The 26,883-nt window shown below is 62.6% G+C and carries 26 protein-coding genes; 24 read left to right on the plus strand and 2 right to left on the minus strand.

The window, feature by feature from the left end:
- Window positions 1-64: 64 nt before the first annotated feature.
- From infC to CGLAUT_RS05775, 6 genes are all read left to right on the plus strand, one after another.
- Window positions 65-586, plus strand: coding sequence for a translation initiation factor IF-3 (infC, locus tag CGLAUT_RS05750; RefSeq protein WP_095659887.1), 522 nt, complete (start codon window positions 65-67; stop codon window positions 584-586).
- Between the two features lie 28 nt (window positions 587-614).
- Window positions 615-809: a 50S ribosomal protein L35 gene (rpmI, locus tag CGLAUT_RS05755; protein WP_290186887.1), complete on the plus strand. Its 195-nt coding sequence runs from the start codon at window positions 615-617 to the stop codon at window positions 807-809.
- Window positions 810-858: 49 nt separating this feature from the next.
- Window positions 859-1,245 (plus strand): 50S ribosomal protein L20, encoded by a 387-nt coding sequence (rplT, locus tag CGLAUT_RS05760; RefSeq protein WP_095659889.1) that lies wholly within the window; start codon window positions 859-861, stop codon window positions 1,243-1,245.
- A gap of 81 nt (window positions 1,246-1,326) precedes the next feature.
- Complete coding sequence (locus CGLAUT_RS05765; RefSeq protein ID WP_198305045.1) at window positions 1,327-1,983, plus strand: M23 family metallopeptidase; 657 nt, start codon at window positions 1,327-1,329, stop codon at window positions 1,981-1,983.
- A 78-nt stretch (window positions 1,984-2,061) separates the two neighbouring features.
- Window positions 2,062-3,114 (plus strand): hypothetical protein, encoded by a 1,053-nt coding sequence (locus CGLAUT_RS05770; protein WP_290186888.1) that lies wholly within the window; start codon window positions 2,062-2,064, stop codon window positions 3,112-3,114.
- An 11-nt stretch (window positions 3,115-3,125) separates the two neighbouring features.
- Window positions 3,126-3,938, plus strand: coding sequence for a TrmH family RNA methyltransferase (locus CGLAUT_RS05775; protein WP_290186889.1), 813 nt, complete (start codon window positions 3,126-3,128; stop codon window positions 3,936-3,938).
- On the opposite strand, the gene CGLAUT_RS05780 is transcribed toward CGLAUT_RS05775, so the two are convergent.
- Window positions 3,935-4,585: a hypothetical protein gene (locus CGLAUT_RS05780; protein WP_157731281.1), complete on the minus strand. Its 651-nt coding sequence runs from the start codon at window positions 4,583-4,585 to the stop codon at window positions 3,935-3,937. The genes CGLAUT_RS05775 and CGLAUT_RS05780 overlap by 4 nt on opposite strands.
- Window positions 4,586-5,233: 648 nt before the next feature.
- Between CGLAUT_RS05780 and CGLAUT_RS05785 the strand changes: the two genes are divergently transcribed.
- The 3 genes from CGLAUT_RS05785 (at window position 5,234) to CGLAUT_RS05795 (ending at window position 7,925) form a co-directional block, all read left to right on the plus strand.
- Window positions 5,234-6,751: a S8 family peptidase gene (locus CGLAUT_RS05785; protein WP_290186892.1), complete on the plus strand. Its 1,518-nt coding sequence runs from the start codon at window positions 5,234-5,236 to the stop codon at window positions 6,749-6,751.
- A 120-nt stretch (window positions 6,752-6,871) separates the two neighbouring features.
- Window positions 6,872-7,495, plus strand: coding sequence for a DJ-1/PfpI family protein (locus CGLAUT_RS05790; protein WP_290186894.1), 624 nt, complete (start codon window positions 6,872-6,874; stop codon window positions 7,493-7,495).
- Entirely contained in the window at window positions 7,476-7,925 is a 450-nt protein-coding gene (locus tag CGLAUT_RS05795) for a MarR family winged helix-turn-helix transcriptional regulator (protein ID WP_290186896.1), read from the plus strand. The genes CGLAUT_RS05790 and CGLAUT_RS05795 overlap by 20 nt, the downstream gene beginning before the upstream one ends.
- 6 nt (window positions 7,926-7,931) lie before the next feature.
- Here the strand turns inward: CGLAUT_RS05795 and CGLAUT_RS05800 are convergent, their stop codons facing one another.
- Window positions 7,932-8,984, minus strand: a complete 1,053-nt coding sequence (locus CGLAUT_RS05800; protein ID WP_290186898.1) for a dioxygenase family protein — start codon at window positions 8,982-8,984, stop codon at window positions 7,932-7,934.
- A gap of 323 nt (window positions 8,985-9,307) precedes the next feature.
- Between CGLAUT_RS05800 and pheS the strand changes: the two genes are divergently transcribed.
- The 15 genes from pheS to tyrS all read left to right on the plus strand — a co-directional run bounded on the left by pheS (window position 9,308) and on the right by tyrS (window position 26,531).
- Entirely contained in the window at window positions 9,308-10,342 is a 1,035-nt protein-coding gene (gene pheS / locus CGLAUT_RS05805) for a phenylalanine--tRNA ligase subunit alpha (protein ID WP_290187047.1), read from the plus strand.
- A 10-nt stretch (window positions 10,343-10,352) separates the two neighbouring features.
- A complete protein-coding gene (pheT, locus tag CGLAUT_RS05810; protein ID WP_290186900.1) occupies window positions 10,353-12,893 on the plus strand; it encodes a phenylalanine--tRNA ligase subunit beta in 2,541 nt (846 codons plus the stop codon).
- Between the two features lie 54 nt (window positions 12,894-12,947).
- Window positions 12,948-13,991 carry an N-acetyl-gamma-glutamyl-phosphate reductase gene (argC, locus tag CGLAUT_RS05815; RefSeq protein WP_290186901.1) on the plus strand — a complete coding sequence of 348 codons (1,044 nt, stop codon included), beginning with the start codon at window positions 12,948-12,950 and terminating at the stop codon, window positions 13,989-13,991.
- 45 nt (window positions 13,992-14,036) lie between these two features.
- Window positions 14,037-15,206, plus strand: a complete 1,170-nt coding sequence (gene argJ, locus CGLAUT_RS05820; protein ID WP_290186903.1) for a bifunctional glutamate N-acetyltransferase/amino-acid acetyltransferase ArgJ — start codon at window positions 14,037-14,039, stop codon at window positions 15,204-15,206.
- A 28-nt stretch (window positions 15,207-15,234) separates the two neighbouring features.
- Window positions 15,235-16,182 (plus strand): acetylglutamate kinase, encoded by a 948-nt coding sequence (gene argB, locus CGLAUT_RS05825; RefSeq protein WP_290187049.1) that lies wholly within the window; start codon window positions 15,235-15,237, stop codon window positions 16,180-16,182.
- 32 nt (window positions 16,183-16,214) lie between these two features.
- Window positions 16,215-17,375, plus strand: coding sequence for an acetylornithine transaminase (locus CGLAUT_RS05830; protein WP_290187051.1), 1,161 nt, complete (start codon window positions 16,215-16,217; stop codon window positions 17,373-17,375).
- Window positions 17,376-18,317 (plus strand): ornithine carbamoyltransferase, encoded by a 942-nt coding sequence (gene argF, locus CGLAUT_RS05835; protein WP_290186905.1) that lies wholly within the window; start codon window positions 17,376-17,378, stop codon window positions 18,315-18,317.
- Window positions 18,314-18,811 carry an arginine repressor gene (locus CGLAUT_RS05840; RefSeq protein ID WP_095659901.1) on the plus strand — a complete coding sequence of 166 codons (498 nt, stop codon included), beginning with the start codon at window positions 18,314-18,316 and terminating at the stop codon, window positions 18,809-18,811. The genes argF and CGLAUT_RS05840 overlap by 4 nt, the downstream gene beginning before the upstream one ends.
- A 74-nt stretch (window positions 18,812-18,885) precedes the next feature.
- Window positions 18,886-20,091: an argininosuccinate synthase gene (locus CGLAUT_RS05845; protein ID WP_095659902.1), complete on the plus strand. Its 1,206-nt coding sequence runs from the start codon at window positions 18,886-18,888 to the stop codon at window positions 20,089-20,091.
- Window positions 20,092-21,537 carry an argininosuccinate lyase gene (argH, locus tag CGLAUT_RS05850; protein ID WP_290186908.1) on the plus strand — a complete coding sequence of 482 codons (1,446 nt, stop codon included), beginning with the start codon at window positions 20,092-20,094 and terminating at the stop codon, window positions 21,535-21,537.
- A 49-nt stretch (window positions 21,538-21,586) separates the two neighbouring features.
- Window positions 21,587-22,786, plus strand: coding sequence for a hypothetical protein (locus CGLAUT_RS05855; RefSeq protein WP_290186910.1), 1,200 nt, complete (start codon window positions 21,587-21,589; stop codon window positions 22,784-22,786).
- Window positions 22,783-24,375, plus strand: coding sequence for a VWA domain-containing protein (locus tag CGLAUT_RS05860; protein ID WP_290186911.1), 1,593 nt, complete (start codon window positions 22,783-22,785; stop codon window positions 24,373-24,375). Before CGLAUT_RS05855 ends, CGLAUT_RS05860 begins: the two co-directional genes overlap by 4 nt.
- Window positions 24,362-25,018, plus strand: coding sequence for a hypothetical protein (locus CGLAUT_RS05865; RefSeq protein ID WP_095659906.1), 657 nt, complete (start codon window positions 24,362-24,364; stop codon window positions 25,016-25,018). Before CGLAUT_RS05860 ends, CGLAUT_RS05865 begins: the two co-directional genes overlap by 14 nt.
- Window positions 25,015-25,197 carry a Trm112 family protein gene (locus CGLAUT_RS05870; protein WP_095659907.1) on the plus strand — a complete coding sequence of 61 codons (183 nt, stop codon included), beginning with the start codon at window positions 25,015-25,017 and terminating at the stop codon, window positions 25,195-25,197. Before CGLAUT_RS05865 ends, CGLAUT_RS05870 begins: the two co-directional genes overlap by 4 nt.
- Window positions 25,198-25,250: 53 nt before the next feature.
- The gene (gene tyrS, locus CGLAUT_RS05875) at window positions 25,251-26,531 is read left to right on the plus strand and encodes a tyrosine--tRNA ligase (RefSeq protein WP_290186912.1); all 1,281 of its coding nucleotides are present in this window, start codon (window positions 25,251-25,253) and stop codon (window positions 26,529-26,531) included.
- The last annotated feature ends 352 nt before the right edge of the window (window positions 26,532-26,883 follow it).

The raw sequence follows: 26,883 nt of genomic DNA on the forward strand, positions 1-26,883 counted from the left end.
GGTGAGACACCGTGAGTGGCCTGGTAGCTCAACTACAACCCTCAGAATCTTTTAGGAGTGTCTCATCAGCGCTGAAGCTCGGATCAACGAACGTATCCGTGTCCCGGAAGTTCGTCTTGTCGGCCCGTCCGGCGAGCAGGTGGGCATTGTCCGCACGGACGATGCTCGCAAATTGGCGTACGAAGCAGATCTTGATCTAGTCGAGGTCGCCCCGAACGCGAAGCCGCCCGTGTGCAAGATCATGGATTACGGCAAATTCAAGTACGAGCAGGATCAGAAGGCCCGCGAGGCCCGCAAGAACCAACAGCAGACCGTGGTCAAGGAGCAGAAGTTCCGCCCCAAGATCGATGAGCACGACTACCAGACGAAGAAGGCCAATGTTGAGCGCTTCCTGGAGAAGGGCAACAAGGTCAAGGTCACGATCATGTTCCGCGGCCGTGAGCAGTCTCGTCCGGAGCTTGGCTACCGCCTCCTTGAGCGTCTCGCAGACGACATCGGGGAGCTCGGCGTAGTGGAGTCCCGTCCGAAGCAGGACGGTCGCAACATGACCATGGTCTTCGGGCCGGCTCGCAAGGGCAAGAAGTAGCACGTACACAAACTGAAGGGCTTTTACCATGAAGCAGAAGACCCACAAGGGCACCGCAAAGCGCATCAAGGTCAACGGCAAAGGCAAGCTGCGCCGCGAGCAGGCCGGTAAGCGCCACCTCAACGAGAAGCTGTCCTCCAAGCGTCGCCGTAAGCTCTCCGGCACCACCGACGTCGCAGCATCTGACGTCAAGCGCGCAAAGCGCCTCCTCGGCATGTCCTAAGCACTGCCCTGAACTATTCACCCCTCTGAAGCAAAGGAAGTAATGACTCATGGCACGTGTTAAGCGTTCAGTCAACGCCAAGAAGAAGCGCCGCGCGATTCTGAAGTCCGCGAAGGGCTACCGCGGCCAGCGCTCTCGCCTGTACCGCAAGGCCAAGGAGCAGTGGCTGCACTCCGAGACCTACGCGTACCGCGACCGCCGCAAGCGCAAGAGCGAGTTCCGCAAGCTGTGGATCCAGCGCATCAACGCCGCTGCCCGCATGAACGACATCACTTACAACCGTCTCATCCACGGCTTGAAGCTGGCTGAGGTCGAGGTGGACCGCAAGATCCTCGCCGATCTGGCTGTGAACGACTTCGCTGCGTTCTCCGCCCTGTGCGAGGTTGCAAAGAACGCGCTTCCGGAGGATGTTAACGCTCCGGTCGCTGCCGCCTAAGAGCTTTTTGCTTATCGACGCCCCGCCGCCCCGGTTGTTTGCCGGGTTGGTGGGGCGTTTTGCGTTGCTAGGCTGGCAGGCGTGACGCAGGCGGTAGAGCTTTTCTTTCCGTTTACAGGCTGGTGGCGTGCCCGCAATAGTCCGGCGCGACGGGTGCCTAGCCACGGCTCGCACATGCTCGGGACCACGTATTCGATCGACTTCATCGGGTTGTCTGGCGAGAAGCGGACCGCGCCGTGGAGTTGGTCGACGGCATTCGGTCTGGAGGACCCGGCTGCGTTCCCGTCCTTTGGGCGCGAGATCCTTGCCCCGGTGGATGGGGTAGTGGTGCAGGCGTGGGACGGGATTGCTGACCACGAGGCGCGGAGGTCGCAGCTCCAACTCGTGCCCTACATGCTGGGCCAGCAACGCCGGTTGCGGGAGGGCGGGGTGCGCGCGATCACCGGCAACGCGGTGGTGATTCAGTGCTCGGCAACTGCCGCGTTTGTAGCGCTCGTGCATCTGAAGCGGGACAGTGTGCGAGTGGCGACGGGAGATACCGTGCGGGTTGGGGACGTGGTGGGGGAGTGCGGCAACTCCGGCAATAGCACCCAGCCGCACGTGCACGTGCAGGTGACGGACTCGCAGGATTGGGAACAATGCACTGGGCTGCCGATGCTGTTTCGCTCCCGTATGGACGAGTCGACCTGGATGCCGAAAGAGAATGAAGTTTTCTACGTGGAAGACCCCGTGAATTAATAGCGAGGCCAAAAGCCAGGTAATATCTGCACAGCTCCCATAAGAGGACTGAACAATTGCGGAAACGGGCGGACGGATATGGCACAACGGTATGGCAAGCGAGCTCCGGCGGGGGCCGGCTGGGATTTACTCGCAGAGTCGTTGCAGGATGCGATTACCGAACCTCAGCAGAAACCCGTTCCGAGCCCGCAAAGTCAGTCCCGCCTGCCCGTCGTCAGCGTGATCCTGGCGATCATCTTGGTCGTCACGTTCCCAATCACCATGGTCGTCGTTAACAGCTGGCTTGGTCAGTTCGCGTTAATCATGTGGATCGCCTTCATTCTTGGCGTCGTGGCGCTGGCTACTGTGCAGTTGATCATCCGCCGCCGTGAGGACCGCCCGCGCAGCAGTTCGACAGGCGAGGACCGCGATACGGCACAAGCCAAGACACAATCCAAGGTCCGCAAGCTTATCGACGACGCAAAGCGCGGCGACTTCTCTGGCTTCAGTTCCATTCCAGAGGCGCGCCCGATCGCAGCCGAGTGCTACGCCAAGCAGCAGGTTGGTCTCGCGATGGATGCGGATCTGCCTAACGCGATCCAGACGGCGCACGATGTGGCGGTTTGCGTCTCCGAGAGCGGCGCCGAGATCGTCCGTGCTTCCAAAGAGCAGGCAGTCGAGACTTTGACGAGCACGTTGACGAGTACTGTCTCCACCCGGTTTGCTGATGCCCTGGCGTCACGGCTCCGCGCCCGAAACAGCGACACTATTGACCACATGGTGGCCACCTCAGCCGGTGTCATTGTTGCGGCCACGCACCATTGGCCCGGCACGCTCAGCCTCGACGACGAGGGCCGATTCAGCGCGGGCCCGAACCACCCCGCCAATGAGTACCGGCAGGCATCCGTATCCGCACTCGCCGCGATGGCCGACGAGGTATGCAATGGCGAGGTCGCGTTAATCCTGCTGATCATTGCCGACGGCTTCGTCCTCGGCAGCGGTGTCGAGACCGAGGTCAACGGACACCGCATCATCGCCATTGAGCGCGAGCACGCAGTGGACTTCATCGCCCACGTCCACGCACAAGGCACCCTCGCCCAGGTTCCGGATTTGCGGCTTATCGACGAAAGGTCGCCCCAGCTCACCATGTAGGCTCGGGGGCCATGGCCCTCGACTTTGCACAACCCTTTACCGAACGCACACCCCGCGTGGTCAATGCGGCGAAGTTAAAGCGTTCGGCGGGGCGTCGAAAAGCAAAAGCTTTTCTTGCCGAGGGTGAGAATGCTGTGGAAGCTGCTGTGGCTACGGGGGCGGCGACGGACCTGTTTGTGACTGCCGAGGCCGCGGAGCGCTACGAGGAGATCGTGCGTGCCGCCGGGTATACGGACGTGTACGTCCATGCGATCACAGACAAGGCAGCCGAGCACCTCGCGGATGCGGTGACTCATACCGGCATCTTCGCCGTCTGCAGGCCCGTGCTGTGGACCGTGCCCGCGATTTTGAAAGGCAAGCCGAAGTTGGTCGCGGTGTGCGTGGAGACTAGCGATCCCGGTAACGCCGGCACCATTATTCGCATCGCGGATGCAGTGGGTGCCGATGCGGTGATCTTTGCTGGCGACACCGTGGATCCGGAGGCACCCAAGGTGGTGCGTTCCACTGCGGGCTCCCTGTTCCACATTCCGGTTGCGCGCGACCGCGAGGTGCGGCGGGTCATCGGTCAGCTCGAGGGAGCAGGCTTAGCGACGCTTGCGACCACCATGTCCGGCGAGTTGAACCTTGCAGATCCCGGGGATGGGCTGGCGCGGCCGACGGCGTGGCTCTTCGGCAACGAAGCGCACGGGCTGGACCCAGAGGTGCTGGACGCAGCTACCGCGCGAGTGTCCATTCCCATCCACGGCAATGCGGAGTCTTTGAACCTCGCTACCGCCGCGGCGATCTGCCTCTGGGAATCGTCGAAGGCCCTCGGAGACGGCTAACCTTCCGGGGTGAACTTGGCCCCTCCGAGGGTATCGGTGTCGGGGAAGTCTTCGCTGGGAGTGGGAAGGACGTGGCTAGAGACCGTCCTTCCTGAGCGCGGATAGGCGGTCGGGTAGTCCGCGCTCAAGCAGTCCTCGACGGTTCTTTCCTCGGTGGCGCGTTTGAGGAAGAGGCCGTTGGCGTCGGCAAGCGACTGTGCCAGACGTTCTTCTTCGGGGCCGAGGCCGAAGAAGAGGACATCGCAGCCGCCGCGCAGCGTGATTAGAATGCCGCGGCTTTCGATGTAAAGGTTTGTCGTGTGCGGCCCCTCGTTGAGCAGCGTGCGGCGGACGAGATTGTCGATGTCCTTGACGTCGCTGGAGTGGGTGCCGTCGTCTTCAATAACCGTCGGAGGGTATTCATTGCGGCCGCCCTTGCCTGGCGCGATGCGCACGTGATCGGCCCAGGTGTACAGGAGTACCAGCACCACCAACGCGTAGCGGTCGATGAACCTCGGGAGATAGTGCTCTTCCAGGTAGGCGTCGAGGTCCAAGAACGACTCCGCCATCACCCGGTGGGGGACGTAGGAAATGGCGTGGGAGGTTGGCTCGCAGAGCAGACGGTCGATGGCATCCATCTGTTCTTCCGTAAGACGGTTCTTGGGCACTTTGTATGCTCCTTCTGCCTGTTGAAGCGTTCGGCCACACCATACAGGTCACATACCCGACGTGAAGATGAGCGGTATCGTCGGCCGGCATACTGACAGTATGTTGTCGGCCAATGCGGTGATCTTCGCCGGTGACACCGTGGATCCGTCGGCACCCAAGGTTGTGCGTTCCACTGCAAGCTCCCTGTTCCACATTCCGGTGGCGCGCGACCGCGAGGTGCGGCGGGTCATCGGTCAGCTCGAGGGAGCAGGCTTAGCTGGACTCAGAGGTGTTGGACGCAGCTACCGCGCGAGTGTCCATTCCCATCCAAGATGAACGCGCAACATTGCCCACAAACGGGTGGGAGCTTAACACGACGGTGCTGGCGCGATTCTGCCAATTTTTGAGGCGAAAAATCTATCGCGAATTGCTATGACCTCCCGGTCCGGTACGGAAGCTTATGAAACACTCAGGAACGTGTAAGTAACACATTGGGAGTATCAAATTCCGACGAGATCTTTTGCTTATGCTGACGAGATCTTTTGCTTATGCTTCCGCCACCGTTTCGCTACAAGCGGGCGGTAGGCGGTGAAAGCGATAACTAGCACCGGGCGGTGCATGAGGGATCGGCCGCTGTGGAAGCCGAAAAACCGACTGAAGGAAGGCCAATGAAACACAGAAGAACAGTGGCCATGATGGCCATACCTGTGAGCTTCGCGCTCGCAGTTTCTGCGCAGTTGCCTGTGGCCGCAGCGCAGGATGGCGAAGTCGCTAAAGCCCCGAGGATTGATGAGCGGGTAGTCGAGGACGATGCCCCGACCCGCTTCATCGTGAAGTTCACCGACAGCCCCGACACCGTCACTGCGGAGGAGCGCACCCAGATTCTGAATGGTGCAGCGGATGACCCGCTGCCTGACACCACAGAGGTCCGTGACCGCGAAGATGGCACGAGTATCTTTGAATCGGAAAAGCGCATGAACGATGAAGAGATTCAGCAGTTCATTCGCGATGCTGAGGCGAGCGGGAGAATCGAGTACATCGAGGAAGACGTTCGCATGTACCCGATGACGGTCAATGATCCGCAGTTCAGCCAGCAGTGGGCACTGAATGGTTCCGCTGGCCCCAGCATTGAAACCGCTTGGGCCAATGCTCCGAAGCGTGGTGACGGGCAGACCATTGCGGTCCTTGACACCGGTATCACCGCGCACCCAGACTTGGATCAGAATGTCCGAGGAGGATACGACTTTATCTCGGACCAAAAGGCCGGCCGCGATGGCGATGGATGGGATGAGAATCCGCGCGATGAAGGGGACTGGGAAGAATCTGGCCAGTGCGGCGGTAACGGACGGTCCTCATCCTGGCACGGTACGCACGTAGCCGGAATTTCCGCAGCTGTGGCTGATAATGGCGAAGGCGTGGCCAGCGTCGCGCCACGCGCGGCGATTCAGCCTGTTCGCATTATGGGACCGTGCGGCGGCTACAGCTCCGACATTATCGATGCAATGGACTGGGCCTCCGGTGGCCAGGTCAGGGGTGCCAGCCAGAATCCGAACCCAGCCAAGATCATCAACATGTCGCTTGGCGGTCAGGGCCAGTGCTCCCGCTCCTACCAGGAAGCAGTGGATAGGGCACGTAGCCGAGGCACGGTGGTTGTCGTCGCCGCTGGTAACGAAAACCAGAACGCTGAAAACGTCCAGCCGGCCAGCTGCCGTGGTGTGATCACCGTGGCGGCCTCCGGCCCGCGCGACCAAAAGTCGAGCTACTCCAACTACGGCGCATCCGTGGATGTCACTGCTCCCGGCGGTGACGACCGCCAGGGCGGCGGAATCCTGGCGACCTACAACTCGGGAAGCAAAGGCCCTGGACAGCCGAGCTACTCGTCGCTGCAGGGTACTTCCATGGCTTCGCCGTACGTTGCCGGTGTAGTTGCGCTGATGCTCGCAGAAAACCCGGGCATGAACCCGGATCAGGTGGCGGCCCGCTTGCGCGAAACGGCCCGCCCGCTGGAGGGCTCGTGCAACGGATGCGGTACCGGAATCGTTGACCCTGCCGCGGCCGTTGGCGAGCGCAGCGGTGACCAGGAGCCACCGGCTCTGTGGCCTCCAGCTCCACAGCCGCCGAGAAATCCTGGCTGGGACGATTGGGATGATGGGGATCCATGGCTGAATGGCCGTGGCGATTCATGATTGCGCCTACCGTTCCCCGGTAAGTCACTGACGGCCCTCTCGCTGTATGAACCGCAGGAGGGCCGTTTGTCTTTCTCGGTTGGCCTTTACGACGTCATATTTGACAGTATACTGTCAAATATGACGAAACGTATCGCGGTTTACGCGACTGACACAATGGCCGATTGGGAATTCGCTTACTTGACCACCCACGCAGCACGTGCGCGGCAGGCGAAACCGGAAAGCTGTGAGCTTCAATTTGTCGGAGATGCAATGGGAAGCGTGCGCACTTTGGGTGGGGTGCCCATCGAATCGGATGTAGATCTGCAGAATCTGGAGCTGGAGGGTCTGAGCATTCTGGTCATTCCTGGCGGCGACACGTATGACGCGGGCCACGATAGGCTCCTTGAAACTGTGCGCGAATGCGAAAAGCGAGGTATCCCGGTAGCGGCGATCTGCGGAGGCACGCTTGCGCTTGCCCGGGCAGGCCTCCTCGACTGTCACGAGCACACCTCCAACGCGCCAGAGATGCTCGAGACCACAGGTTACCAGGGTCAACACCTCTACCAAGACGCGCCCGCAGTCAGCGACGCGGGGGTAATTACCGCCTCCGGGATCTTTCCGGTGCAGTTCACGGCGGCGGTACTGCGGGAGATCGAGCTGTTCCCTGACGAATTCACGGACGCGTGGGAAGAGCTCTACCTGGGTAATCCAGGCGCATACCCGCGGCTCATGGAGGCCCTTGATGCCTGGCAGAACTCCTGAGGGTGATGCGCTGACCAACCTCGTCATGCCCGTTTTCGAGCTGGCGGCGGCACTGGACAATGCCGCGAGCTCAATCACTGAGGGCTCACAGATCACCCCTGCAATGTGGCAGGTGCTCGGTTTGCTTATCGACGAGCCCTTGACGGTCGCCGTGATTGCCCGACGCCTCGGCCGCGCGAGGCAGAGTGTTCAGCGTTTGGCGAATGTTGCCGTTGAGACGGGTATCGCCGAGTGGCGTGAGAACCCGGAGCACAAGCGCTCTCAACTACTTGCGCTTACCTCGCACGGATACGCGGAACTCGCCTCGCTGAGACCCCGTCAGCATCAGTGGGCCAATGAGGTGGCGGCGAAGCTAGGAGACCAGGACCTGCTACACCTTTCGCAGCTGGTGAAAGAACTCACCGAAGCCATCCGCGACGAAGCAGACTGAGCCTGGTTACTGACTCGGAGGAGTCGGCATGTCGGCTGGCGGACGACCGCCCGGTCCACCCGGCCCGGAGCTTTCACCTGGCCCACCACCTATGTTCGGTGCGGCGCCGCCACCACTGTTCGATGTGGTGGTGTCGATGGGGGCATTGAGCTTCGCACTGTAGCCAGCGAGGATGTCTCCACTCATTTCGGGTGTTTGCTGTTCCCATCCATCCGAGAAAACGTTGTCGGTCTCGAGCGTGATATGCGAGAACGGTACGACCGAGTCGGCGTAGTTGTCGGTCTCGTACACCTCGCTGCAGACCGCTGCAGGAAGCGCAATCTGTGAGGTCAGGATCGCATTCGAGGCATCGGTAATGTCGTCGACCGAGGAAAACACCTCGAAGTGGATGTGTGGCCAACGACCTTCGTAGCAGCCTGGGATGATCGTGGCGAACTCCACCGATCCGTCCTCGCCGGTGACCTGCACGCCGCGAAGGTACGTCTCGTCCTCGAGACCGGACGAGTACATGGAGTAGCTGCCGGATGCGTCGCAGTGCCAGATGTATACCGCGGCGCCGGACATGGGTGCATTGCCGTTAACCATGTCGATGATGTTCATCTTCAGCTTCAGCGGTATGCCGCTTGCGGTCGCGCCACCGCCGATTGAGGAACGGATGTCACTGCGTTCAACCCCGACTTGCTCGAGAACGTCCGGGCCGTTCGAACCGTCGCCCGGGTACGGACCTGCGGTCTCGGTGTTCATCTCCGCGAGTGTGTTGCTTGTCGCCTCAGTGGACGAGGTAGAGCTTGAAGCTGGGGCAGCGGAGCTCGCTTGGGAGGAGCTTGCGGTACTGGACACGGTAGGTGCATTCGGGGCGCACGCAGCGAGCGCGACAGAGCCCGCGCCGATGCCGAACATGCCGAGTAGCTTGCGGCGGGAGATCCGATTCTCGATTGTTGTGAGGTCGAATGTGAGTCCCTGATCCTCCGGATCTTCGTTTTGATTGGGAAGAATGCGGCCTTCGAACGACTTGAGTTCGGATCGGTTGCTCGATGTTTGGTTATAAGGAGTGCCCACTATCTTTCCTGTTCTGTCTTTGGGCGGTGCCGGGAATGTCTCGTCCCTTCCGGGATACCGGCGAGCAAGTACTGTAAATCAATGTGCCAATGGATCAATGCTGGTAGACCACCAAATACGTGGGAAACGAGAGCTATCAATCTGAAAGGTGACTGTACGTCCGCTGTATCTGCTGCGATTGGTAAGAGGTCCGACAGGTCGCAGGACCATCGCGTGGGGGTGGGTAAGCTAGATACCGTTTTGACCGGACGGGGTTCAATAACCCGATTGGGTAAAGGTTTGACGTGACTGACACAGACAAGAACGCTCACAATGAATCGGCGATGACCGTCGAACTGACGGAGGAAGCACTCGATTCTGCGGCGCAGAATGCGATCGCAGCTTTTGATGCCGCTGCGGATCTGCCGGCACTGGAAGAGGCATACCGTGCCCACCTCGGTGAGAAGTCGCCGATCTCCTTAGCACGCCGTTCGCTTGGCACGCTGCCGAAGGATCAGCGCAAGGATGCCGGCCGCTTCGTCAACGTGGCCCGCGGCAAGGCAGAGAAACACTACGCAGCTGTACATCAGTTGCGCGAAGCTGAGTACCGCGAGCAGCAGCTGCGCGAGGAGAAGGTCGACGTCACCCTGGCCACCGGTCGAACCCAGCCGGGCGCGATGCACCCGATTACCACGCTGAGCGAGCAGATCGCCGACATTTTCATCGGCATGGGGTGGGAAGTCGCCGAAGGTCCCGAGGTCGAAGCGGAGTACTTCAACTTCGACGCGCTGAACTTCATTCCGGATCACCCTGCACGCACCCTGCAGGACACCTTCTACATCGGCGAGGAAGGCTCGCGCCAGGTGTTGCGCACCCACACCTCGCCGGTGCAGGTGCGCACCCTGCTCGAGCGTGATGTGCCGGTCTACATCGCCTGCCCGGGTCGCGTGTTCCGCACCGATGAGCTCGATGCCACGCACACCCCGGTGTTTCACCAGGTGGAGGGGCTCGCGGTGGACAAGGGCCTGACCATGGCGCACCTCAAGGGCACGCTCGACCACCTCGCGCAGAGCCTCTTCGGCCCGGAGACCACTACGCGCATGCGCACCAACTACTTCCCGTTCACCGAGCCGTCCGCCGAAGTGGACGTTTGGTTCCCCAACAAGAAGGGCGGTGCCGGCTGGATCGAGTGGGGCGGCTGCGGCATGGTCAACCCGAATGTGCTGCGCGCGGTGGGCATTGACCCGGAGGTCTACACCGGCTTCGCATTCGGCATGGGACTTGAGCGGACTTTGCAGTTCCGCAACGGCCTGACCGACATGCGAGACATGGTCGAAGGCGACGTGCGATTCACCATCCCGTTCGGCGTGCAGGCATAAGGAGTAGATCATGCTGATTTCCAAGAACTGGATCACCCGCCTGCTGGACAATGCGGGCAACGACGGCTTCAACCCGACCGACGAGGAACTCGACGCAGGCTTCGTCCGGGTCGGCTTTGAAACCGAAGGATACGAGGCGGTTCCGGAAACCACCGGGCCGCTCGTAATTGGCAAGGTCCTCGAAATCGAGGAACTCACCGGGTTCAAGAAGCCGATTCGCTACTGCCAGGTCGACGTTGGTGACGCCAACGGCACCGGCGAGCCGCAGGGCATCATCTGCGGCGCGCGCAATTTCGCGGAAGGGGACACGGTCGTCGTGTCGCTGCCGGGCGCAGTGTTGCCCGGTGGTTTCGAGATCGCCGCGCGCGAGACCTATGACCACATTTCCAACGGCATGATGGCTTCCGCGGCAGAGCTCGGACTCACTGCAAAGAGCGAGGGCATCATCACGCTTGACGACGCCACCGTGGAGCGGTTCAACCTCATCCCGGGCCAGGACGCGCGCGAGGTTGTCGGCCTCGCCGACACGGTCTTTGAGGTCAACATCACGCCGGACCGCGGCTACGCTCTGTCCGCGCGTGGGCTGACCCGCGAGATCGCTTCGGCCTTTGATCTGCGCTTCGGGGATGTGGCGCAGGATCCGGCTGTGGCTGGGGTGGACGTGTCCAAGGTGCCGTCGATAAGCGAAAAGCTGATTGAGATCGACCTGGAGCCTGCGACGAAGGCGAAGCGATTCGGCCTGCGACTGGTGGAGGGAATTGACCCGCACGCGCAGGCACCGTTTTGGATGCAGCGCGAGCTGATGCTGGCGGGGATTCGCTCGGTGAACGCGGCGACGGACGTGACCAACTTTGTGATGCTGCTGACCGGGCAGCCGATGCACGCGTTTGACGCGGACAAGGTGGCTGGCGGGCTGCGGGTGCACAACGCGGCGGGTGGCGAGGAATTTGAGACTCTCGACCACGCGAAGCGGACGCTGTTGCCGACGGACGTGGTGATTTCGGACGACAACGGGATTCAGTCGCTCGCTGCGGTGATGGGTGGAACCTCCTCGGAGATTTCCGATGAGACAGTGAACGTGTACTTCGAGGCGGCAAGCTGGGACGAGCTGACCGTGGCGAAGACAGCGCGGCACCACAAGTTGTCCTCAGAAGCCTCGCGTCGTTTCGAGCGTGGCGTGGATCCGGCGATCATCGAGATCTCGCTGGATATCGCGTGCGCGCTGTTGGTGGAGTGTGCTGGGGGCACGATCTCTGAGCGCGGCACGATCGTGGGCGAGGTGCCTACGCGCGAGCCGATCACCGTGGGTCTGGGTCGCCCGAGTGAGCTGATCGGCGTGGAGTACGCGCCGGAGACTGTGGTGCGGCGGCTGGAAGAAGTGGGCTGTGTCGTTGAGGTGCACGGCGATGAGGCGACTGTTACTCCGCCGACGTGGCGCGGCGACCTCACGGTGCCTGTCGAGCTGATCGAAGAGGTCGTGCGCCTTGAGGGTCTTGACGACGTGCCGTCGATCCTGCCGACCCCGGTCGGTGGCCGAGGGCTGTCTCCGCTGCAACGCCGCCGCCGCGCGGTGACGCACGCGCTGGCGTACTCCGGCTACGCCGAGATTATCCCGACCCCGTTCATGAAGAACGATGCCTTTGACGTGTGGGGGCTCGACGCGGACGATCCGCGCCGAAACGTGGTCAAGGTGCAGAACCCGCTGGACGCCGACTATGGCGTGCTCGGCTCGACCCTGCTGCCGTCCATGCTTGAGGCGATCGGCCGCAACGTGGCGCGCGGGCGCAACGACGTGGCGGTGTTCTCGGTGGCACAGACCTCGGTGAAGCGTGCGGATGTCTCGCCGATGCCGTCGGTTGCGGCGCGCCCGGATGAAGACGTTTTGCGGGAGCTGGTCGATTCCTTGCCGGATCAGCGCCTGCACGCTGCCACCGTGGCGGTGGGCAAGCAGGAGATCGCCGGACCGCTGGGCGCGGCTCGTGACTACACCTGGGCTGATGCGATCCAGGCTGCGCGGGTGGCCGCTGCAGCTGCCGGTGTGGTGCTCGAGGTGGAGGCCGCGGAGCACTTGCCGTGGCACCCGGGTCGCTGCGCGGCGCTGACCGTCGCCTCCGCCGACGGTCAGGATCGCCGAATTGTTGGTTATGCGGGCGAGCTACACCCGCAGATTCTTGAAGCGCTCGAGCTGCCGGCGCGCACGTGCGCAATGGAGCTCGACCTCACCGCGCTGCCGCTGGATGAGGTGCTGCCGGCTCCGGTGCTCTCTGCGTTCCCTGCGGTGAACCAAGACATCGCGCTGGTAGTGGACGAGGAATTACCGGCGGAATCAGTGCGGCGCACTGTTGAGGAGGCCGCGGGCGAGCTCGTCGAGAGCGTGCGCCTGTTCGATGTTTACCGCTCTGAGCAGCTCGGCGAGGGCAAGAAGTCGCTGGCGTTCGGGCTTGTATTCAGGGCGGGGGACCGCACCCTGACTGAGGACGAGGCTTCCGAGGCACGTTTGCGTGCTGCGAAGGCAGCTGAGGAGCAGCACGGTGCGGCGATGCGCGGCTAGGCCGGTACGATCGCATAGTTTGCAGCCAACTGCATAATTCGCTACTGTGACGGCATGAGCTTCTCTGTCGCAGTTGCGGGTGCCACCGGGTACGCCGGTGGCGAAATCCTTCGCCTCTTGCTTGCCCACCCCGCCTACCTTTCGGGGGAGCTGGAGATCGGCGCACTGACCGGCAATTCGAATGCCGGCCAGCCGGTGGAGGAGCAGATGCCGCACTTACCGCAGCTCGCAGGCAGGGTGATCGAAGAGACCTCCATCGCCGTCCTCAGCGGCCACGACGTGGTGTTCCTGGGCCTGCCGCACGGGTTCTCCGCCGAGATCGGCGCGAACCTTCCCGAGGAAACCGTGGCGATCGACTGCGCGGCGGACTTCCGGCTCCGCGACGCGGAAGCCTGGGCGCGCTACTACGGTTCCAAGCACGCTGGCCACTGGCCCTACGGTATCCCGGAGATGCCTGGCCACCGTGAGGAGCTCCAGGGGGCCAAGCGCATCGCGGTGCCCGGTTGCTTCCCGACGGGGGCGACCTTGGCGGCGCTACCCGCGGTCAAAGCTGGGATCTGCGAGCCGGACCTGCGCGTAGTTTCCATCACCGGTGTTTCCGGGGCAGGAAAGAAAGCTGCCGTGCCCATGCTCGGCGCGGAGACGATGGGCTCGCTCAAGGCCTACAACACCGCGGGCAAACACCGCCACACGCCGGAGATTGCCCAAAACATCGCTGAGGTAACAGACGCGCCAGTCACGGTCAGTTTCACCCCGGTGCTTGCGCCGCTGCCGCGCGGCATTCTCACCACCGTGACCGCCCCTTTGGTCGAGGGCGTCACCTCCGAGTCCGCCCGACAGGCGTACGAGGACTTCTACGCCTCCGAGCCGTTTGTGTGGGTGGTGCCGGAAGGCACTCAACCGCAAACCCAGCACGTCGTTGGGTCGAATATGTGCCACGTGCAAGTCGAGGTCGACGCGGAGGCGGGTGTGGTGCTCATGACCTCGGCGATCGATAACTTGACCAAGGGTACTGCAGGCGCCGCGGTCCAGTGCATGAACCTCGCTTTGGGGTTGGAAGAAGCCGCAGGGCTTCCGCGCCAGGGCGTTGCACCCTAGATGCACATCCCAACCATCCACACACCACTGATCGAAGGAGAACCGATGACTGCAGGAGCAGTGACCACACCCAAGGGGTTCAGCGCCGCCGCGACGACGGCAGGCATCAAGCCTTCGGGCAACCCGGACATGGCGCTCGTGGTCAATGAAGGTCCGGAGTTCACCGCTGCCGCGGTGTTCACCCGCAACAAAGTGTTCGCTTCGCCGGTGAAAATTAGCCGCGAAGTGCTCGCAGACGGCCAGTGCAAAGCGGTGCTGTTCAACTCCGGAAACGCGAACGCCTGCAACGGAGCGCAGGGAGACGCTGACGCGCGCGAGGCGCAGGAGCTCGCGGCAGAGCGGCTGGGTCTCGACGCGAACGATGTCGCGGTGTGTTCCACGGGTTTGATCGGTGAACTGCTGCCGATGGACAAGGTGCGCGCGGGCATCGACACTCTTGCACGGGGCCTTGGCTCGGACGCAGCGCACGGATCCGCGGCGGCGGAAGCCATCATGACCACCGACACGGTCGCAAAGGAAGCGCTCGTGGAGCGCGACGGCTGGGCAGTTGGCGCCATCGGCAAAGGCGTGGGCATGATGGCGCCGAGCTTGGCGACGATGCTGGTTGCGGTGACCACGGATGCGTCGATAAGCAATGAAGCCCTGGAGGAAGCCTTGGGCAAGGCGACCGCGGTGACGTTCAACACCCTGGATATTGACGGTGCGACCTCGACGAACGACACTGTGATCGTGATGGCGAACGGGGCGAGTGGTATCACCCCGAGCCAGGATGAGGTCGACGAGGCGTTGCTTTCCATCTGCGAATCGCTGGCGAAGCAGATGCAGGCTGATGCAGAAGGCGTGACCAAGCGGGTGACCATTTCCGTGCGCGGCACCGCCGATGATGCCCAGGCGCTGGAGGCGGCGCGCACGATCGGGCGCGACAACTTGTTCAAGTGCGCCATGTTCGGTTCCGACCCCAACTGGGGCCGCGTGCTGGCCGCCGTCGGTATGGCGGACGCCGAGATGAACCCGGAGAAGATCTCGGTGCGCTTCAACGGCCAGCCGGTGTGCGTGGATTCCGCCGGTGCGCCCGGTGCGCGCGAGGTGGATCTGTCGGGTGTGGACATTGACGTCGACGTAGATCTCGGCGCGGGCGGGCCGGGTGTGGCCACCGTGCGCACGACCGACCTGAGCCACGCGTACGTGGAGATCAACTCCGCATACAGCAGCTAGGAAGGGCCTTGCAATGGATTTCGAAGCAATGAGTGCGGACTTGAGCAATGAGGCGCGCGCCCACGTCCTCGCAGAGGCGCTGCCGTGGCTGCAACATTTCCGCGACAAGATCGTGGTGGTGAAGTACGGCGGCAACGCCATGGTCGATGAGGACCTGAAGGCAGCTTTCGCCGCCGACATGGTGTTCTTGCGCACCGTCGGGGCGAAGCCCGTCGTGGTGCACGGCGGCGGTCCGCAGATCACGGCGATGATGCAGCGGCTGAACCTGGACGGCGGGGAGTTCGTCGGCGGCTTCCGCGTGACCACGCCGGAGATCCTCGACGTAGTGCGCATGGTGCTCTTCGGTCAGGTGGGCCGGGATCTGCTGGGCAAGATCAACTCCCACGGCCCGTACGCGGTGGGCACCTCCGGCGAGGATGCTGGGCTGTTCACGGCGGAGAAGCGCTATGTGGATGTCGACGGCGAACCGGCCGACATCGGCCTGGTCGGCACTATCACCAGCGTCAACCCGTCTGCGCTCATGGACATCATCGAGGCTGGGCGCATCCCGGTGGTCTCCGGCATCGCGCCAGGCGAAGACGGCGATGTGTACAACATCAACGCCGACGAAGCTGCCGGCGCGCTTGCTGCGGCCATCGGGGCTGAGCGACTCGTAGTGCTCACCAACGTCGAGGGCCTCTACACCGACTGGCCGAACAAAGACTCGCTGCTGTCAAAGATCAACGTGGGCGACCTCGAGCAGATGATGCCGTCGCTGGATTCGGGCATGATCCCGAAGATGGAGGCATGCCTGACCGCCGTGCGCGGCGGGGTGCGCGCGGCTCACGTCATCGACGGCCGCATTGCGCACTCCGTGCTGCTCGAGCTGCTCACCAGCGGCGGCATCGGCACCATGGTGCTGCCGGACACATACGACGAGGCGCACTACCCGGAGGCAACCGTGTCCAAGGTGTTCAGGAAGGACGAGGCAAAGTGAGCGAAATCCTCACCGGCTGGCAAACCGGCCTGATGAACAACTACGGAACCCCGCCGATCGCCCTGGTCAAGGGCGAGGGTGCCACGCTTATCGACGACTCGGGCAACACCTACATCGACCTTCTCGCCGGGATTGCGGTCAACGCGCTCGGCCACGCCCACCCTGCAGTGGTGCACGCGGTCACCGAGCAGATCAACACCCTCGGCCACGTTTCCAACCTCTTTGCCTCTGAACCGGCGGTGAAGGTCGCGGGCGAGCTCGTGCGCCGCTTCGGCGATCCGGATGCGCGGGTGTTCTTTTGCAACTCCGGTGCGGAGGCGAACGAGGCCGCATTCAAGCTCGCACGGTTGACCGGCAAGCGCCGTATCCTTGCCGCCCAGCACGGTTTCCACGGCCGCACCATGGGTGCGCTCGCGCTGACCGGCCAGCCAGACAAGCGCAAGGCCTTCGAGCCAGTGCCGTCTGGCGTCGAGTACTACCCATACGGCGACCTCGATTACCTGCGCAAGCTCGTCGAGGTCAACCCCACCGACGTCGCCGCGATCTTCCTCGAACCCATCCAGGGGGAAACCGGAGTCATCCCAGCTCCGGAAGGATTCATGGAGGGCATTCGAAAGCTTTGCGACGACCACGCCATCCTCATGGTCGCCGATGAAGTGCAAACCGGCGTCGGCCGCACCGGCGATTTCTTTGCCTTTGAGCACGACCTGCCGGCCGGTGTGCGCCCCGATGTGGTCACCATGGCGAAGGGCCTCGGCGGAGGGCTGCCGATTGGCGCAGTCATCGCGACTGAAGAGGTAGCCAGGACCTTTACGCCGGGTTCGCACGGCACGACATTCGGCGGCAACCCGATTGCGTGTGCGGCAGCGTCCGCAGTCCTCGATACCGTCGACGACGCGTTTCTCAGCGAGGTCGTTCGAAAGGGCAAAATTTTCGCCGAAGAACTCCGCGATCTTGACGGGGTGGAGGAAGTGCGCGGCCGGGGGCTGATGCTCGGTGCGGTGCTCAAACGTCCCGTCGCAAAGCAAGCGGTTCCTGCAGGCCTGAAGCACGGGCTGGTGCTGAATGCTCCGAGCGATGCGGTGGTGCGATTCACCCCGCCGCTGGTGATTTCTGATGATGAGCTTGCTGACGCTGTCCAGCGCCTCGACGCGCTGCTGAATGAGTTGAACAACTCCGAGGGGGAGAATTAGATGCCACGACATTTCTTGGCCGATGACGATCTGACCCCAGCAGAGCAGGCCGAGGTGCTTGCGCTTGCCGCGGAGATGAAGCGCGAGCCGTACAAGTACCGCCCGCTTGAGGGGCCGCAGTCGGTGGCGGTGCTGTTTGACAAGACGTCGACGCGCACGAGGTTCTCCTTCGCCGCGGGCATCGCGCAGCTCGGTGGGCACGCGATTGTCGCGGAGACCGGCAACTCGCAGATGGGCAAGGGAGAGACCTACCAGGACACCGGTGCGGTGCTGTCGCGTTACGTTTCGGCGATTGTGTGGCGTACCTACGCGCATCAGAACTTGCTGGACATGGCGGAGACTGCGACGGTGCCGCTGGTGAACGCGCTGTCCGACGACCTGCACCCATGCCAGATCCTCGCCGACCTGCAGACCGTGGTAGAGAACCTGTGCCCGGATGAGGGGGCCGCGGGGCTGAAGGGCAAGAAGGCCGTCTACCTCGGTGACGGCGACAACAACATGGCCAACAGCTACCTGCTGGGCTTTGCCACCGCCGGTATGGACATCACCGTCATCGGCCCGGAGGGGTTCCTGCCGCGCCAGGAATTCGTTGAGCGTGCTCAAGCGCGCGCGGCGGAGACGGGTGCAGCGGTGGCGGTGACCTCTGACCTGTCTGCTGTCGAGGGCGCCGGTGTGGTGATTACCGATACTTGGGTGTCCATGGGCATGGAGGACGACGGCAAGGACCGCCGCACTCCGTTTATGCCGTACCAAGTCACCCAGGACGTGATGGACGCGGCAGGCGAGGGCGCGATCTTTTTGCACTGTCTGCCGGCGTACCGCGGTAGCGAAGTCACTGCAGAGGTAATCGATGGCCCCGCCTCGCGCGTGTTTGACGAGGCCGAAAATCGCCTGCACGCACAGAAGGCGCTGCTGACCTGGCTCCTGGAGCACCAGCCGTGACTCAGCCAGTTTCCCGCACGGCGCGCCAGGCCCGCATCCTGGAGCTGCTCTCCAACACACGCGTGTACTCGCAAGGCCAGCTGTCGCAGCTGCTCTTCGACGACGGCATCGATATCACTCAGGCGACACTGTCGCGCGATCTCGACGAGCTGGGGGCGAAGAAGATCCGCCCGCTCGCAGGTGGCCGCGCGTTCTACGCGGTCGGGGATGAGGCCGACGCACTCGAGGACGTAGCCACCGGCCCGCGCGACAAGCTCAACCGCATGATCGATGAGCTGGTGGTCTCGGTGGACTACTCTCACTCAACCGCGGTGCTGCGCACCCCGCCCGGCGCGGCGCAGTACCTCGCCAGCTACATCGACCGCGTCGGCCTCGACCAAGTGGTCGGCTGCATCGCCGGCGACGACACCATCTTCGTGCTGGCCCGCGAACCGCTGAGCGGCCGCGATCTTGCGGAGCAGCTCTTTGCCGGTGCGCCCCGTAAGCACGAGTAACCTAGCAATTCGACACGTTTCTGTAAAACACTTTCTGTGAATCTCAGAATAGAACTCAAAAGGAGCCCATATTCATGACCAACCGCGTCGTTCTCGCGTACTCCGGCGGCCTGGACACCTCCGTCGCCATCCCGTACCTCGCCGAGATGACCGGCGGCGAGGTTATCGCCGTCTCGCTCGACCTCGGCCAGGGCGGTGAGGACATGGAGTCCGTGCGCCAGCGCGCGCTGGACTGCGGTGCCGTCGAATCCATCGTGGTCGACGCCAAGGACGAGTTCGCCGAGGAGTACTGCCTGCCCACCATCAAGGCGAACGGCATGTACATGGGGCAGTACCCTCTGGTCTCCGCGATCTCGCGCCCGCTGATTGTGAAGCACCTCGTTGAGGCAGGCCACCAGTTCGGCGGCACCCACGTGGCCCACGGCTGCACCGGCAAGGGCAACGACCAGGTTCGCTTCGAGGTCGGATTCCTCAACCAGGACCCCAACCTGGAGATTATCGCCCCGGCACGCGACTACGCTTGGACCCGCGACAAGGCGATCGAGTACGCAGAGGGCAAGAACCTGCCGATTGAGCAGTCCGCCGCATCCCCGTTCTCCATCGACCAGAATGTCTGGGGCCGCGCGGTTGAGACCGGCTTCCTTGAGGATTTGTGGAACGCGCCGACGAAGGACCTCTACGCCTACACCGAGGACCCGGCAATGGGCAACGCTCCGGATGAGGTCATCATCTCTTTCGAGGGCGGTAAGCCGGTGGCAATCGACGGCCGCAGCGTCTCCGTGCTCGAGGCAATCGAGGAGCTCAACCGCCGTGCCGGAGCGCAGGGCATCGGCCGCTTGGACATGGTGGAGGATCGCCTGGTGGGCATCAAGTCCCGCGAGATCTACGAGGCCCCGGGCGCAGTCGCACTCATCACCGCGCACAAAGCGCTTGAGGACGTCACCGTCGAGCGCGAGCTCGCCCGCTACAAGCGTCTGGTGGATGCCCGCTGGTCCGAGGAGGTGTACGACGGTCTCTGGTTCGGCCCGCTGAAGCGCTCCCTCGACGCTTTCATCGATTCCACCCAGCAGTACGTCACGGGTGACATCCGGATGGAGCTCCACGCGGGCAAGGCCACGGTCAACGGCCGCCGCTCGAACCACTCTCTCTACGACTTCAACCTGGCCACCTACGACACCGGCGATACCTTTGACCAGACCCTGGCGAAGGGCTTCGTGCGCCTGCACGGCCTGAGCTCCCAGATCGCCAACAAGCGCGACCGCGAGGCGGCTGGGAAGTAAATGGAGCAGCACAAGACCAACGAGGGCGCGCTGTGGGGCGGCCGCTTTTCCGGCGGCCCCAGCGAAGCCATGTTCGCGCTGTCCGTCTCTACCCACTTCGACTGGGTCCTCGCACCATACGATGTGCTTGCATCAAAGGCTCACGCAAAGGTGCTCAACAGGGCAGGTTTGCTTGACGACGATGCGTTGTCCACCATGCTCGCGGGCCTGGACCAACTGGGCGAGGACGTTGCCAACGGCTCCTTCGGGCCGCTCCCGACGGACGAAGACGTCCACGGCGCCATGGAGCGCGGCCTTATCGACCGCGTCGGCCCCGAAATCGGCGGCCGGCTACGTGCCGGACGCTCCCGCAACGATCAGGTCGCTGCGATGTTCCGCATGTGGCTGCGCGATGCCATCCGCGGTGTCGCGCAAGATGTGTCGGACCTGATCGACGCCATCATCGCTCAGGCGAAGGCGCACCCGGATGCAATCATGCCGGGCAAGACCCACTTCCAGGCCGCGCAGCCGATTCTGCTGGCGCACTCCCTGCTCGCTCACGCGCAGCCGCTGTTGAGGGATTTGGAGCGCATCCAGGATTTGGACAAACGCCTCGCCGTTTCGCCGTACGGATCTGGCGCGCTCGCAGGGTCGTCGCTGCAGCTCGACCCGGAGGCCATTGCGGAAGAACTTGGTTTCGCATCCTCCGCCGACAACTCGCTCGACGGCACGGCCTCACGCGATTTCGCAGCAGAAGCGGCGTACGTGCTTGCCCAGATCGCGGTTGACCTCTCGCGTTTCGCCGAGGAGATTATCGCCTGGTGCACCCCGGAGTTCGGCTACGTCACGTTGGACGACGCCTGGTCGACCGGCTCATCGATCATGCCGCAGAAGAAGAACCCGGATGTCGCCGAGCTTGCGCGTGGCAAGTCTGGCCGGCTCATTGGCAACCTCGCCGGTCTTATGGCGACGCTGAAGGCACAACCGCTGGCGTACAACCGCGACCTGCAGGAAGACAAGGAACCGGTTATCGATTCGGTGACGCAGCTGCGCGTGCTGCTGCCGGCGTTCACCGGTCTCGTTGGCACTCTGACGTTCCACGAGGATCGGATGCGCGAACTTGCACCTGCGGGCTACACGCTGGCGACTGACCTCGCGGAGTGGATGGTGCGCCAAGGCGTGCCGTTCCGCGAGGCGCACGAGGCTTCCGGGGCGTGCGTGCGGATTGCTGAGAGCCGAGGCGTTGGCCTTGACGAGCTCAGTGATGAGGAGCTCGCAAGCGTCGACAAGCGACTGCTCCCTGAGGTCCGTGAGGTGCTGACTGTCGATGGTGCGGTTGCTTCGCGCGCGACTCGCGGTGGGACCGCGAAGGTGCGCGTGGAGGAACAGCGGGACCGCGTGGTAGAAGCGAACGCGCAGTTCCGTGCGTGGGCCACACGGCCGGTGCGGGGAGAGAAGCCCCAGTAACTGCCCAAGAAATACAGCGCACGTGTGACGTGCACTCTACGATAAAGCCATGAGTGTTCCGAGCAGTGCGGGTAGTGCGGACACCAAGCGCGGCGGACGCGTTCTTACCGTCGTACTTGGTGTCCTTCTCGTTGTTGTGGTGGCAGCGGCGATCATTCTTGGCCGTGGCGGGGGACTGCTTGGAAGGGGAAACAAGGACACCGGAAGCTCCGGCTTTGGGGACCGCGGCGGCGTGACCCAGGTGCATGGCGTGGTGGGTTCTGAAAAACGCTTGTACTTTGAAGACCCGGATGTGGTCGATCGGTTGCGTGAGCTCGGCTACGAAGTGAGTTTCTCGACGGCGGGCTCGCGAACCATTGCGACGCGGACCGATCTGTCTTCGCTGGACTTCGTGTCCCCGTCGTCGGCGCCCGCGACGCAGAAGGTGCGCGAGCAAAACAACGGCTACACGGTGGAGTACCCGTTCTTCACGCCGATGGCGGTGGCGAGCTGGCAGCCGATTGCGGACATTCTTGAAGCTGAAGGCGTGGTGCGCAAGGAAAACGGCGGGTACGTCCTCGACATTGCCAAGTACGTCGACTTGGCGCAGTCGGGTAAACGTTGGCGCGATTTCGGCGACACGTTCCCTTCGCCACGCACCGTGCAGATCCGCACCACCGACATCCGCACCTCGAATTCGGCCGCGATGTATCTCTCGGTGCTTGCGTGGGAGTTCGCGGAGCGGGAGCCGAACCGCGGCAACGACATCGGCTACCTGGTGGACAAGATCACGCCGTTCTTTACGGGGCAGGGTTACTCGGAGTCGTCGTCTGCCGGCCCGTTTGCCGAATATTTGAGCCAAGGAATGGGCGCGGCACCAATGGTGATGATTTACGAGGCGCAGTTCATCGGTGAGCAAATGCGTCCAAACTCGCGCATCCGCGACGATATGGTGCTGTTCCACCTCAGCCCGACGGTGCTGGCGAACCACGGCGTGGTTGGCATCACCCCGGAGGGCCAGGAGCTGGCACGTCTCTTGGCTAACGACCCGGAGCTACAGCAGCTCGCTGCGCGGCACGGGTTCCGCCCGGCTAACCACGGTTCGCTCGCTGATGAGATGTCCAAGCAGGGTTTGAATCCGCCATCGGATTACGTCAATTCGGTGGACCCGCCACAGTATGATCGCCTGGAACAGCTTATCGACGGTGTGGGCACCCGCTATGGCACCCTTTCCCCTCCGCCGCCGGAAGATGGAGACGAACAGCAATGAAAAAGCTCTGGATTTTGATCCTCGTGCTGCTGAGCTCAATGGCGCTGGCCGCGTGTGCCGATGACGGTGCGAGCGAAGGCGGCGGGGGTTCTAGCGGTGGGCAGCGCACCGGCTCGCAGGATGCCCTCACGATCGTGGCGGCTACCGAACTTATGGACCTGGAGCCCGTTGTGCAGCGAGCGTCGGACGACCTCGGGTTCGACATTGAGCTCCAGTTCCCAGCCGGCACTCTCGAGAATTCCGAGAACCTGAAGCTGGGTAACTTCGACAGCACGGTCGACGCGACCTGGTTTGCCACCAACCGTTACGTCAACCTCATCGGCGCGTCCGACAAGCTGGCGGATGAGACCAAGATTGCAACGAGCCCAGTGGCGTTCGGCGTGTGGGACGAAGCGGCGAAGCGCCTCGGCTGGGACACGGATCAGCCGACCTGGACCGACTTTGTCAAAGCGGCGCAAGCCGGGGATTTCACCTTCGGTATGACCAACCCGGCAGCGTCCAACTCCGGTTTTTCGGCGTTGGTGTCGGTGTCCACCGCCCTCGCAGACACCGGTGCGGCGATCACCCCCCAGGACCTCGATCGCGTGGCACCGACTCTGGAAGAGCTCTTCCAGGCGCAAACGCTGGTGTCCGGTTCCTCCGGCTGGCTCGCCGACGCGTTCGTCGCCGACCCAGAAAAGGCCGACGCGATCGTGAACTACGAGTCCACGCTGCATCAGCTGCGCGCCGAGGGTCTGCCGATCCAGGTGATCGTGCCGCGTGACGGTGTCGTCTCCGCCGATTACCCGCTGTCGACCCTCGCGCAACCGGCGAACCCGAATGCGTCTGAACAAGTGCGTCAGTTGGCCGACTGGCTGCTCGAACACCAGGAAGACATCGCGCAGACCTTCCGCCGACCGGTGGAGCAAGTCTCGAATATGCCTGCCGAGCTGGCTAGCCAGCAGGCGATTGAGCTGCCGTTCCCGGCGAACCAAAGCGTGGTCGACGAGCTGCTCTTCGCCTACAACAACCAGTATCGTCAGCCCGGAACCACCATGTTCATCCTGGATGCCTCCGGATCTATGGAGGGCGATCGCATCCAGGCACTCAAGGACACCATGAATTCGCTTATCGACGGCTCCGCCGCGAATCTAGTCGGCGATGTGTCCCTTCGCGACCGCGAAACTGTGACCCTGCTGTCCTTCGACGATCAGCCGAACCCGCCGGTGACGGTCGAGTACAACCGCGACAACGAGGCATCGGTGGATCAACTCAGTGCGTACGTCGACGGAATCGTGGCAAGCGGTGGCACTGCAATGTACCCGGCGTTGCTGGAAGCCCTGAATGGGATCGATACCTCGAACGGCATTCCGTCGATAGTCCTGCTCAGCGACGGCGAGGCCAACTTCGGCCCCGACTTCCGCGGGTTCACCGAAATCTACAACGGGCTCCCGGAGGACAAGCGCAGCGTGCCGATTTTCATCATCTTGTACGGCGAGGCGAACGTCGCGGAGATGAATCAACTGGCAGAACTGACGGGAGGGGCGGTGTTCGACGCGTTGAACGGCGACCTCGAGGCAGCATTTAAGGAGATTCGTGGTTTCCAGTAGTTCGAGCGGTACCCCAGGTGGCTTTCAAAGCTTCCTCGTCTCGAGGAGGAACCAGGTTGGCCTGCTTTTGGCCATTTTGGTGGTAACCCTGCACATTGCACTCGGCCTAGGCTTCCTGTGGCCGGTTGCCGCTGCTGCGGCCTACGGTGCAGGAGTGGCTCTGACCCCGCCTGCGAAACCGAAGGAGCTGCCGCCTCCACCGATCACGCCGACCCCGATCGTGCTCGAGGATGCAATGCGCGAAACTTCCGGCCGGCTCTTTAAGGCAGGTCCACCGAGCGCGGTCGTGAACCAGGTCAAGGAGCTCGAGGCGAACATCCGCTTTGTGCTCAAGGAATGGGACCATCTGCAACCCACACCTGAGCACCGACAGACGATGTGGAACGTGGTCAAGGTCTACTACCCGGAGGTGATCAGCACCTACCTCGACGTGCCACAGTTCCGTGATGAGGCAGCAGTCAGCGTCGTGGTGGATTCGCTGACCACACTTACCAATGCGGTCGCTCGGATCAAGAAGGGCATCCTGGACGACAACCTGCGGGCCATGGATTCGCAGGCCCAGTTCCTTCGCGGTGAATTCGGCGCACTGCCGGGGTTGGACGACGACCTGTCTGGGTCAGCCGGGTACGATAAACAGCCATGAGCCTCGACCCCCAGCTGTTAGACATTCTTGTGTGCCCCCAAGACAAGGGGCCACTGAGATACAGCGAAGAGGAACAGTTGCTTATCAACGAGCGGCTCGGAATCGCGTACCGCATCGACGAGGGCATTCCCGTTTTGCTTATCGACGAAGCGCAGCCCCATCCAGCCGCGTCGAACTAACCCCTTGCCGCATTTCCGCCAACGAATATGCAACGAAAGAGTGTGATCTGTTCATGACAACTCCCGCCAACATCGTCGATGAGATCGAATGGCGCGGCCTGATTAACCAGTCAACCGACCTGGATGCGCTGCGGGAGACGACGAAGAACTCAATCACGTTGTACTGCGGCTTCGACCCGACAGGGCCCTCACTCCACGCCGGGCACTTGGTTCCGCTTCTGATGCTTCGGCGCTTCCAGATGGCGGGGCACCGCCCGGTCGTTCTCGCGGGCGGTGCGACAGGCATGATCGGCGACCCTCGTGACGTGGGGGAGCGGACGCTGAACTCCGAGGACACTGTGAAAGAGTGGGCTGACCGCATTGCCGGCCAGCTTTCCCGTTTTGTCTCTTTCGAGGGAGAGAACGCAGCGTTGTTGGTCAACAACAACGACTGGACGCAGGACCTGTCAGCGATTGAGTTCCTGCGTGACATTGGAAAGCACTTTTCCCTCTCCACCATGCTTGGTCGCGAGACGGTGAAGCGCCGCCTTGAGTCTGATGGCATCTCCTACACCGAGTTCTCGTACATGCTGCTGCAGGCGAATGACTTCGTGCAGCTGCGTCGCGAGTACGACTGTGTGCTGCAGGTCGGTGGCGGAGATCAGTGGGGCAACCTCGTCGCCGGCGTCGACTTGAACCGAAGGATGGATGGCGAGTCTGTGCACGCGCTGACCGTTCCGCTGGTCACTGACTCGGAGGGCAAGAAGTTTGGCAAGTCCACCGGCGGTGGTTCGCTGTGGCTCGATCCAGAGATGACGAGCCCGTACACCTGGTACCAGTACTTCTTGAACACCGCGGACGCGGATGTGATTCGTTACTTGCGCTGGTTCACCTTCGTTGATCAGGAGGAGCTGAGCCGTCTCGAGGATGAGGTCACCGAACGCCCGTTCAAGCGGGAAGCGCAGCGGCGCCTCGCCCAGGAGATGACAGACCTGGTGCATGGGGAGCAGGCACGCCGTGGCGCCGAACTCGCTGCACAGGCGTTGTTCGGGAAGGCGGAGCTGGCCGATCTGGACGAGAGCACTCTCGCAGCCGCGGTCTCCGAGACTGGCGTTTACGAAACCCGGGCAGCGGAGAGCGAAAACATTGTTGACTTGCTAGTGGGCACCGGACTCGCTGATTCGAAGGGGGCGGCGCGTCGTTCCATCAAGGAGGGTGGCGTCTACGTGAATAACCAGCGAGTTGAAGCCGAGGAATGGACACCGCAGGTCAGTGACTTTCTGCATGGTTCGTGGCTGGTTCTGCGTCGCGGAAAGAAGAACTTCGCGGGTGTCAAACTCGTTGAAACGGCATAAATGAGCGTTGTGCTGCGGGTTTGTGCTTTCTAGCCGCACCTGGCTATTGTTTCTTCTCGCCGCCAAGGAGCAAAGCATAGCGATGCAAAGCTTGGTGGTCGACATAAGGGAAGAAATTCGAACAACGAAGAGTTGACTTGAATAGATTCCATAAGTAATGTCGTATAAGTCGCTTCCGCAGGCAGATCGAATGATCTAGTCGGCGGGGTGTGCGTGTGTTGTTTGAGAACTCGATAGTGTGCCAATGCATTTTTGTTTGTGAACTTTTGCGTTGTGTGGTGTGTTTGTGGTTGGTGCTTGCTGCCCTTAGCTGTTTGTGTGGGGTGGTTGGTGTGTGCCGGTCATCATGGCC

Source organism: Corynebacterium glaucum, from assembly GCF_030408855.1.
In the GTDB taxonomy this organism is placed as follows: Bacteria; Actinomycetota; Actinomycetes; order Mycobacteriales; family Mycobacteriaceae; genus Corynebacterium; species Corynebacterium glaucum.

Bases quoted from the DNA above. Each gene is read 5' to 3' on its own strand.
- rpmI (WP_290186887.1), top strand. From the start codon at position 615: ATGAAGCAGAAGACCCACAAGGGCACCGCAAAGCGCATCAAGGTCAAC.
- rplT (WP_095659889.1), top strand. From the start codon at position 859: ATGGCACGTGTTAAGCGTTCAGTCAACGCCAAGAAGAAGCGCCGCGCG.
- CGLAUT_RS05770 (WP_290186888.1), top strand. From the start codon at position 2,062: ATGGCACAACGGTATGGCAAGCGAGCTCCGGCGGGGGCCGGCTGGGAT.
- CGLAUT_RS05775 (WP_290186889.1), top strand. From the start codon at position 3,126: ATGGCCCTCGACTTTGCACAACCCTTTACCGAACGCACACCCCGCGTG.
- CGLAUT_RS05785 (WP_290186892.1), top strand. From the start codon at position 5,234: ATGAAACACAGAAGAACAGTGGCCATGATGGCCATACCTGTGAGCTTC.
- CGLAUT_RS05790 (WP_290186894.1), top strand. From the start codon at position 6,872: ATGACGAAACGTATCGCGGTTTACGCGACTGACACAATGGCCGATTGG.
- CGLAUT_RS05795 (WP_290186896.1), top strand. From the start codon at position 7,476: ATGCCTGGCAGAACTCCTGAGGGTGATGCGCTGACCAACCTCGTCATG.
- pheS (WP_290187047.1), top strand. From the start codon at position 9,308: ATGACCGTCGAACTGACGGAGGAAGCACTCGATTCTGCGGCGCAGAAT.
- pheT (WP_290186900.1), top strand. From the start codon at position 10,353: ATGCTGATTTCCAAGAACTGGATCACCCGCCTGCTGGACAATGCGGGC.
- argC (WP_290186901.1), top strand. From the start codon at position 12,948: ATGAGCTTCTCTGTCGCAGTTGCGGGTGCCACCGGGTACGCCGGTGGC.
- argJ (WP_290186903.1), top strand. From the start codon at position 14,037: ATGACTGCAGGAGCAGTGACCACACCCAAGGGGTTCAGCGCCGCCGCG.
- argB (WP_290187049.1), top strand. From the start codon at position 15,235: ATGAGTGCGGACTTGAGCAATGAGGCGCGCGCCCACGTCCTCGCAGAG.
- CGLAUT_RS05830 (WP_290187051.1), top strand. From the start codon at position 16,215: ATGAACAACTACGGAACCCCGCCGATCGCCCTGGTCAAGGGCGAGGGT.
- argF (WP_290186905.1), top strand. From the start codon at position 17,376: ATGCCACGACATTTCTTGGCCGATGACGATCTGACCCCAGCAGAGCAG.
- CGLAUT_RS05845 (WP_095659902.1), top strand. From the start codon at position 18,886: ATGACCAACCGCGTCGTTCTCGCGTACTCCGGCGGCCTGGACACCTCC.
- argH (WP_290186908.1), top strand. From the start codon at position 20,092: ATGGAGCAGCACAAGACCAACGAGGGCGCGCTGTGGGGCGGCCGCTTT.
- CGLAUT_RS05855 (WP_290186910.1), top strand. From the start codon at position 21,587: ATGAGTGTTCCGAGCAGTGCGGGTAGTGCGGACACCAAGCGCGGCGGA.
- CGLAUT_RS05860 (WP_290186911.1), top strand. From the start codon at position 22,783: ATGAAAAAGCTCTGGATTTTGATCCTCGTGCTGCTGAGCTCAATGGCG.
- CGLAUT_RS05870 (WP_095659907.1), top strand. From the start codon at position 25,015: ATGAGCCTCGACCCCCAGCTGTTAGACATTCTTGTGTGCCCCCAAGAC.
- tyrS (WP_290186912.1), top strand. From the start codon at position 25,251: ATGACAACTCCCGCCAACATCGTCGATGAGATCGAATGGCGCGGCCTG.